Origin of the sequence: uncultured Veillonella sp., from assembly GCF_915069625.1 — a bacterium.
Lineage (GTDB): Bacteria > Bacillota > Negativicutes > Veillonellales > Veillonellaceae > Veillonella.
In genome coordinates, this window is the sequence record NZ_CAJZFD010000089.1 from 1 (window position 1) to 7,991 (window position 7,991).

8 protein-coding genes are annotated in these 7,991 nt (G+C 37.3%); all 8 read right to left on the reverse strand.

Features of this window, described 5'->3' with window-relative positions; all coding sequences use genetic code 11:
• Positions 1-72: 72 nt before the first annotated feature.
• On the reverse strand, positions 73-864 hold the full coding sequence (locus QZ548_RS05890) for an ECF transporter S component (RefSeq protein WP_295869038.1): 792 nt from the start codon (positions 862-864) through the stop codon (positions 73-75).
• Between the two features lie 49 nt (positions 865-913).
• Positions 914-1,756: a hypothetical protein gene (locus QZ548_RS05895; RefSeq protein ID WP_295869039.1), complete on the reverse strand. Its 843-nt coding sequence runs from the start codon at positions 1,754-1,756 to the stop codon at positions 914-916.
• Positions 1,749-2,153, reverse strand: a complete 405-nt coding sequence (locus QZ548_RS05900) for a hypothetical protein (RefSeq protein ID WP_295869040.1) — start codon at positions 2,151-2,153, stop codon at positions 1,749-1,751. The genes QZ548_RS05895 and QZ548_RS05900 overlap by 8 nt, the downstream gene beginning before the upstream one ends.
• Before the next feature lie 115 nt (positions 2,154-2,268).
• Positions 2,269-4,407: a heavy metal translocating P-type ATPase gene (locus tag QZ548_RS05905; protein ID WP_295869042.1), complete on the reverse strand. Its 2,139-nt coding sequence runs from the start codon at positions 4,405-4,407 to the stop codon at positions 2,269-2,271.
• A gap of 16 nt (positions 4,408-4,423) precedes the next feature.
• Positions 4,424-4,684, reverse strand: a complete 261-nt coding sequence (locus tag QZ548_RS05910) for a DUF6110 family protein (RefSeq protein WP_004697111.1) — start codon at positions 4,682-4,684, stop codon at positions 4,424-4,426.
• A 104-nt stretch (positions 4,685-4,788) separates the two neighbouring features.
• Positions 4,789-4,995 carry a FeoB-associated Cys-rich membrane protein gene (locus tag QZ548_RS05915; RefSeq protein WP_227720809.1) on the reverse strand — a complete coding sequence of 69 codons (207 nt, stop codon included), beginning with the start codon at positions 4,993-4,995 and terminating at the stop codon, positions 4,789-4,791.
• 231 nt (positions 4,996-5,226) lie between these two features.
• Positions 5,227-7,599: a ferrous iron transport protein B gene (gene feoB / locus QZ548_RS05920; protein WP_227720810.1), complete on the reverse strand. Its 2,373-nt coding sequence runs from the start codon at positions 7,597-7,599 to the stop codon at positions 5,227-5,229.
• A gap of 9 nt (positions 7,600-7,608) precedes the next feature.
• Positions 7,609-7,842 (reverse strand): FeoA family protein, encoded by a 234-nt coding sequence (locus tag QZ548_RS05925; RefSeq protein ID WP_227720811.1) that lies wholly within the window; start codon positions 7,840-7,842, stop codon positions 7,609-7,611.
• Positions 7,843-7,991: the final 149 nt, after the last annotated feature.

Here is a 7,991-nt window from a genome sequence, read left to right on the forward strand (position 1 = left end):
GCCATGGTTATCCTCCTCAATACTTATCGAATGATATTTATTTTATCATATTTATGAAAAGCCTGTAAAATACTATTTAGTTATGTTTTCTTCTACAGATTTTATTTTATTAACTTCTGTAGTTTTATTTGCATCCGCTCCTACTGTTGTTGCAGCGCTTGTAACAGCATCAGTTTTTTCTTTCTTAGGAGTATCCTTACGCAATACCTTACGTAATGCCAATGCAACTGGAGTAACGATAACAGCTGCAAAAACAGCTTCTGGAATACCATGCGTAACAGATAAGAATACAATAGAACCTAATACTTGATCTGGGCTTAGGTTCATTTTAATAGCAAACATATCTGCGTAAAGCAAGAAGATAAGTCCCATAACCATAATTGTATGGAATACAGTACCCATAAATGCAGATACAAGAATGCGTGGGCCTTGAGGTGCTTTCCACAATAATAAGTATACTAAATATGCTAATACAGGGAAAAGTATACGTGGTAACACAGAAATGATTGGATTAATAAATAGTGGAGACAAAATGTTTGGAGCTGTAATATTTTGCCACAAGCTATAGCAACCAAAGATAAAGCCTACAAAAGCACCTACCTTAGGTCCCTCTACAATAGCACCGATCAAAGTCGGTACATGTAGAGTTGTCACATTAAGAGGCCCCAATGGAATAATCCCATATCCAGATACACCTAATGCGATTGTAATCCCCGCCAACAAACCAATAATGGTAAGCTCACGAATAGTAATACCACTCTTTTTCTCTTTTTTAACCTTTTTACGTTCAACGGAGTTAGTCGTTTCATTGCCTTGGATTGATACAGTTGAGTTATCATCCACTAGACGTTCATTGTTGTTCATAAATCCTCCTTCGTTCTCATTCCTTACGGATATAAGTCGAAACTAGAAATTAAATACGTTCACGGCGTCGTGAAATAATACCACGCTCTACCAATGCACCTATAATCACTGCTACACCTGTCATACCAGCTTCTAACAAAGTTGGGGTAACAAACACTAGTGGATTACCTTGATACGTTGGAAAAACGGTGGGAACTAAAGATAAAACAAACTCTGGAATATAACCACCATATAAAATATGCGCATTCATAGCGAGCCATAAACCAGCAGTTAAAACAATACGAAATAATCGTATACCTTTATAGGCTATTTCTCTTGGGTATAAATAGAATACGAATACCAATAAGGATATAAGTAATGACACCAATTCTGCAAAGAGTATATTTACATTCATAGATGACGCATACATGAAATAAACCATGGGATCTTGTAGATCAATATAGAGAAGCGAACCAATATATAAGAACGGAATTGGAATAGTATATCCAATTATATCGAGTGCTTCATCTACCATTCCCCATCGATGATTTCGATTGAAAAACTTAGTAGCTAGCAACCCACAGAGTTCAATAAGTACTTGAACTATAAAATACACCACGAAGAGAAGTAACGCTGTTACAATTCCATTATCTGCAGTAAAGCTAAAGGGCGTATGAAGAAATGAAAATACAGTCCACCAAGCCCAACTATACGCATGATATCCCATACTCAATGGTAAATCGTCATTAAATTTAGCATTCTTAAGTCTTCGTACCATAAGAGGTATTACGAGGGACAACACGGGGAATACTAAAATTGGTAAAGCTAGCGCTTCACTCAAAGAAAGAACTGTCGTTACAGCACTTACAAATAATGCACAGACAATTGTAAATAACCAAAAATTCTTATTCATTACGGCCTCCTACTAAACGAGTAAGACCGTATGCCAAAATCAAGCTAATAGTAACACCAATATACATAGCTACTAAGAAAGCTACATCTCGACCAACTGTTGGCCAGCTCCATAACATGGATAAATCTATACCGAGAAAAATACCTTTATAGCTAATACCGTGAATTATAATCCAACTTATAACATAGGCAATACGGCTAATCGATTTACCATCGCCAAAGGTACTACTTTTAAACGATAAATATGCCCAAGGCATTATTAACGATAAGAGCAAATACCATGCAAGTGCTACTGTCGCACTCGATCCATTATGAATCATATACGCAATAATAGGAATTACTACGATAAATATATTCAAGTAGATGGATCTTTTACAAATATCTATTAATGTGTTCATAAAGATCTCCTATGATATGTAATCTCTTTGTATTTTACAATAATCATAGATAAATGTCATCAAAAAAGAAAAACCTCCATACAGGTAAATGAATACCTTATACGGAGGTTTTTAATTAAGCCACTACAGAGTCAGCTGTTACATCAATTGTAGGAACAGTTTCCTTTTGTTCTTCTTTCTTCAACAATGGAGTCATGCTTTCTAAGCCGATACCCAATGTGAATAGATTATGCAACCATGCTGTTTGGCTTGGCGGCATAATACCGAGTACGCCACCACCTACAAGAGCACCATTGAAACCAACGATACCATTGTAATTTGCTTTGATGCGTTTCATCAATGCCATAGAAATGCGGCGTAAATCTACAAGAGCTTGTAGATGATCGGAAGAAATAGTAACATTTGCAATTTTTTGAGCGATTGGTGCGCCTTCATTCATAGCGATACCAACATGTGCTTCAGAAATTGCTGGGGAATCGTTAATACCATCCCCTACCATCATAACAGTATAGCCTTCAGCTTTTGCTTGTTTTACATAAGCCGCTTTATCTTCTGGCAATACTTCAGCATGCAATTCATCGATGCCGAGTTCGTCAGCTACACGTTGTGCATTACGTTTGGAGTCGCCAGTCATCATGACAACCTTTTTAATGCCCAATGTATGTAAATCAGCTATAACTTGTTTTGCTTCCTCACGAACAGGGTCTTTAATACAAATAACCGCTGCTAGTGTACCTCCAATAGCGAGGTAAATATGGGAAGATGAATTTGGTAAATTATTAAACTTTTCTTGTTCATCTGCAGGAATCTTTGTTTTTTCATCATCAAAGATGTAGTGAGCACTACCAATGCGTACACGGTAGCGGCCTACTTTAGATGCAATACCATGAGCTACAACGTATTCTACGTCGGAGTGCATTTCCTTGTGAGGCAAGGAATGATCCTTAGCAGCACGTACAATTGCTTTTGCCATGGAATGAGGGAAATGTTCCTCAATACATGCAGCCAATTTTAACATTTCATCTGCATCATGACCATTAAATGGAATGATTTGTTCAAACTCAGGTTCTGCTTTTGTAAGAGTACCTGTTTTATCGAATACAATCATATCTGCTTGTGCAATTTGTTCTAAGAATTTACCACCTTTAACAGTGATACCGCGTTTAGATGCTTCTTGCATAGCGGAAAGTACTGCCAATGGAATGGATAATTTAAGAGCACAAGAGAAGTCAACCATTACGAAAGACAATGCTTTCATCACATTACGAGTCAACAAGTATGTTAAACCAGCACCAATAAAGCTTATTGGAACTAATTTATCAGCCATGCGGTATGCTTGTTGTTCCATACCGGATTTCATTTGTTCAGACTCTTCGATAAGGTTAACGATTTTTTCGTAACGAGATGTTTTGGATGTGCTACGTACTTCTACAATAGCTTTACCGTCTTCAACAACAGTACCTGCATATACAGAACTGTCTTGATCGCGACGAACCGCTTCTGGTTCACCAGTCATGGAGCTTTCATTAACAAGAACAACACCATCGATAACGACGCCATCCAATGGAATCACTTCGCCTTGGCGAATAATGATTTTATCACCTGCCACAACTTCGTTAACTGGCTTGCTCACTTCAATGTCATCAACTAATACCCATACTTTATCTACATTCAAGGACATGCTTTGAGCAAGATTCAATACGGATTTACGATGAGTCCATTCTTCTAAGATATCGCCAATACCTAATAGGTACATAACAGCGCCAGCTGTAGGGTAGTCTTTTTGAAGTAATGCAGCACCAATAGCTACACCATCAAGTACTTCGACAGTTAACTTACGTTGCCACAATGTTTTAATCGCTTTACCGATAAATTTAATACCATCAAACCAAGCCCATGCAGCTGCAATAGGCGCCGGCAACACTGCTTTTTTACCTAAGTAAAGTGCAGTGCGGTTGATCATCATTTCACGGTATTTTTTATTTACCAAGCGAGGAGAATATTCGTTTAAAGCAGGAGCTTCAGACAAATCTAAATCGCGTAGACCGAGAACTGCATCACGCACAGCATCAACATCGCCAGTATGTTTAATGGCAACTTGATTGCTGCGAGTGTAGAAGGTTACATCTACAATTGCATCATTAAGGAGCAATGTATCCTCTACATAAGCTGCTTCAGCCTCTGTAAAACGATGACCTGTAACCTTAACATGCAAGCGATTTCTGAGTTTTTTTACTACAGAAAATTGTAACATATGTGCAATCCTCTAATTATTTGTTTTCTTCAAAGATTTCTTCGTTGCGTGCTTCGTTGATTTCTTGAGCTTCTGCCAATACGTCAGATGCGGATGCTTGTACTTTTTCAGCTGTTTCTAATACAGTTTCTTTAGCGCGAAGGCCAGCTGCTACGATACCAGCATATACTTTTTTAGCATCTTTAGAAGTTAAAACTTTAAGACCTACAGTACCCAATGCAAGACCTGCTGCGAATAAGTTAGCGTTTTTAAGATTTTTTTGATCGATGTTGAACATGATAATATTCCTTTCTACTAAATATGATAAAAAATTTAATTACTATATTTGAAAAGAGGAGCCATTATAGAGACCCCTCTTTCAAAATCAGAATTCGTATTAGCTTACTTAGCTGTACGTTTAATGCCTAGTGCCTTGTTGGAACCATCGCAGCTACAGTTACCACCGCAACCAGAAGATTTCTTAGAGCTAGAATTGGAGCCACCGCCACCACAGCCGCAGCCACCTTTACCAGACATTTGTTTGTAAAATTTATTGCCGATATAAGCTATTGCTAATACAACTATGAGTCCTATAACAAGATTATCCATTATTATGCCTCTTTCTCAATATCTACTAAATTACAATATGTGTCTTAGTGATAAATAAGATAAAAGCAATATCTAAAGGATATTTCCCTTTTCTCATTATCATTTAACCACGAATATTGATAATTATCAAGTATTATTTTTAAATTACTTATAACAAAATCGCATTTTTTCTATTCATTTTTGTTCAAAGTATCTAAAAGTGGCTAAACTCTCCTATTTAGCGATTCTAGATTAGAAACCTAATGCGCGACCTATGTTATAGAAGATGAAACATGCAATCCAAGCAAATGTATTTTCATAGAAGAACATGAATGCAACCCATTTCCAAGAACCTGTTTCACGTTTGATAACGGCTAATGTTGCCAAACAAGGTGGGTAAATTAATACGAACAACATCATTGTTAATGCAATCAATGGTGAGAAGCTTGGATCATTTTGTAGGTAATCAGTCAATGGAGCTGGATTTTGATCATCACCACCAACAGCATAGACAGTACCTAACGTTGAGATAACAACCTCTTTAGCCGCCAAACCAGCTACTAATGATAGGCCCATTTTCCAATCAAACCCCAATGGTTCTAGCACTGGGTTGATAGCTTTACCAAAGGATGCTGCATAGGATTGTTCAATTTTTTCAGAAGCTTGTTCTTTATCAAGTTTGTCATTTTCAGCATCTAAGTTAGCACTGTTTTTATACATTGCCCATGCTGCTGGGAACAAGTCTTTATTTTCATCTTTAATATCATTGAATAATTCAGGTGCTTCAGAATCATCCTCTACTGCTACTTCAGGTTCATCTTCTCCTGCGTTCTTAGCAGCATCTTCAGCATCTTTTACAGTAGATTTCATATCTTCTACAATTTTATCTACTGCCTCTTTTTGATCATCTGTAGTGATACCAAATTGAGCTAATGTAGCAGCATCTTTTACTTCATACTCTTGTGCAACTTGTTCTTTCACTGCATCATAATCTTTGGAGTATTCTACATCCATTGGATATGCAGTGATGAACCAAATCAAGATGGAAGCAGCCATAATGAAAGTACCGGCTTTAATGATGTACAATTTAGCACGTTCATACATGTGCATCCATGTAGCTTTTAATGTAGGCAAGTGATATGGAGGTAATTCCATTACAAATGGTTCAGCTTCACCAGCAAATAAGAACTTACGGAAGATTTTTGCAAAGATAATACCAAAGATGATACCCAAGAAGTATACAGAGAATACAACTAAAGTACTATCCCAACCATTTGGGAAGAACGCATTTGCAAATAAAATATACACTGGCAAGCGTGCAGAACAACTCATGAATGGTGTAATTAAGATAGTAACCATTCGATCCTTATAATTATCAAGGATACGAGCGCCCATTACAGATGGTACGGAACAACCGAAACCTAAAAGCAACGGAATAAAGGATTTACCATGCAAACCACAAGCGCGCATTACACGGTCAATAACGAAGGCTGCACGAGCCATATAACCAGTATCTTCCAAGAAGGAAATACCAAGGAATAGCAAAAGAATTAATGGTAAGAAAGATAGTACGGCACCTACGCCGGCAATAATACCATCAGATACGAGTGACTGTAATTGGCCCTCTGGAATAGTCTGAACCGCATAAGCTTGTAATGCAGCGAAACCATCCTCGATCCAACCTTGAGGAATACCACCAACGAAGTTAACGAACGCAAACAATAAGTACATAACAACCATGAAGATTGGTAAGCCCCAAATTCGATGCGTTAAGATTTTGTCATAACGGTCAGAGCGTGTTTCCAATTGAGTTGGCGCTTGTGTTAAACATGTATTATATACTTCTACTGCAAAGCGGTGACGATATTCTTGGAAGACAATATCAAGATCAACTTGATCTTTAATTTCTTCACGAATCGCTTCAGCCTTTTGAATAACAGCTTCCGTATTATCAAAGCGCATAACTTTGCCAATAACGTCAGCATCTTTTTCTAACAACTTAACAGCAATCCAACGAAGTGGATATGTAACAGTGCCTGCTTGTTTTAGCAATTCTACAAGCTCACTAATTTTGCCTTCTAACAAATCACCATAGTTAATTGTTACACCAGGAGCTTTTTGAGAAGCAGCTACACTAATTGTTGCTGCTAACAAGTCTTTTGTACCAATGTTTGTACGACCTACTGTGCTAACAATTGTAGCCCCTGTCATTTCTGCCATTTTTTTTAGGTCGTATTTGATGCCCATTTCTTCAGCAACGTCAGCCATGTTTAGAGCAATAACCATTGGCTTTTCAAGTTCCAATAATTGTGCTGCTAAATATAAGTTACGTTCCAAGTTAGATGCATCAAGAACATTAACGATTACATCTGGGTTATCATTTACGATAACATTACGCGCTACTAACTCATCCAAGGAACGTGCAGTTAAGCTATATGTACCTGGTAAGTCAATAAACAATAACTCATGGCCATCAAATTTCGTATGGCCTTCCTTTTTTTCTACTGTAACGCCGGCATAGTTACCAACGTGTTGCTTCGCCCCTGTGATATTGTTAAACATTGTAGTTTTACCACAGTTAGGGTTACCTGCTAAGGCAATGCGAATTTGCCCATTTTCTGCCATGTGAACCTCCTATTGAACCTCTACATCAATCATGCCAGCTTCGCTTGTACGAAGTGCTAATTCAAAGTTTTTAACTTTAACTTCTACTGGATCACCCAAAGGGGCAAACTTCATAACATGAATTTTTGTACCTTTAACAAGGCCCATGTCAATTAGACGATGTTTAACATTGCCACTGCCATGTAGAGCAACAATAAGACCAGACTCACCTGGTTTCATGTCTTTTAACTTTTTGATAGCCATACGACACCTCCTAATTATTGTACCTAACAACCTCATATTAAACACACCAAATAATAATGCGTATTAATATCTTAAACTATTATACCAAATCAAACATTAATTTCAACAATTATTATTAATTTAAGGTTATTTTCTATTTCATATGTATG